Raw genomic sequence first — 755 nt, 5'->3', positions numbered from 1 at the left:
GACGTCAAATCATCATGCCCCTTATGTCTTGGGCTTCACGCATGCTACAATGGCCGGTACAGAGGGTTGCGATATCGTGAGGTGGAGCGAATCCCTTAAAGCTGGTCTCAGTTCGGATCGGGGTCTGCAACTCGACCTCGTGAAGTCGGAGTCGCTAGTAATCGCGGATCAGCATTGCCGCGGTGAATACGTTCCCGGGCCTTGTACACACCGCCCGTCACGTCACGAAAGTTGGTAACACCCGTAGCTCGTGGCCTAACCATTTTTTGGGGGGAGCGGTCGAAGGTGGGGCTGGCGATTGGGACGAAGTCGTAACAAGGTAGCCGTACCGGAAGGTGCGGCTGGATCACCTCCTTTCTAAGGATATTTTCGAGAAACGGATAGGAATGAGCCACACGGGTTTGTTTCTTTAGTGTTTGTTTCTTGTTTGGGACACGTAAAAAGGGTTCGTGTGAGTGATGGTGGTTGTTCATTGTTACTCGCGTGATGGTATTGGTTAGACGGGCTGTTAGGCATTCGGACACTGTCCGATATACCACCCACGGCTAGGGAGCAAGGGTTTGTTCTTGTTTTCTAGTTGTGGTGTTGGTGTGGTGGTTGGTTGTCGCATAGTGAGCGTGAGCATCTTTATGACGAACACGTGTGTGTTTGTTGTGTGATTTTGCGTAATTGACAATTTTTTGTTTTGAGTTTCTTGTTTATTGTTTTTTGGTGTTGTAGGGCGTTTGGTGGATGCCTTGGTGCGTATGGGCCGA

1 protein-coding gene and 1 rRNA gene are annotated in these 755 nt (G+C 50.2%); one reads left to right on the top strand and one right to left on the bottom strand.

What is annotated here, in order from left to right:
- Positions 1-357, top strand: a 16S ribosomal RNA gene (locus ACRQFC_RS09225); the annotation flags it as partial.
- Between the two features lie 151 nt (positions 358-508).
- Here the strand turns inward: ACRQFC_RS09225 and ACRQFC_RS09220 are convergent.
- A partial coding sequence (locus ACRQFC_RS09220; protein WP_284882686.1) for a hypothetical protein occupies positions 509-755 on the bottom strand: 247 nt, incomplete at its 5' end.

Source organism: Actinotignum inguinis (assembly GCF_051265835.1).
GTDB lineage: Bacteria > Actinomycetota > Actinomycetes > Actinomycetales > Actinomycetaceae > Actinotignum > Actinotignum timonense.
This window is presented reverse-complemented; position numbering and strand designations above follow the sequence as displayed.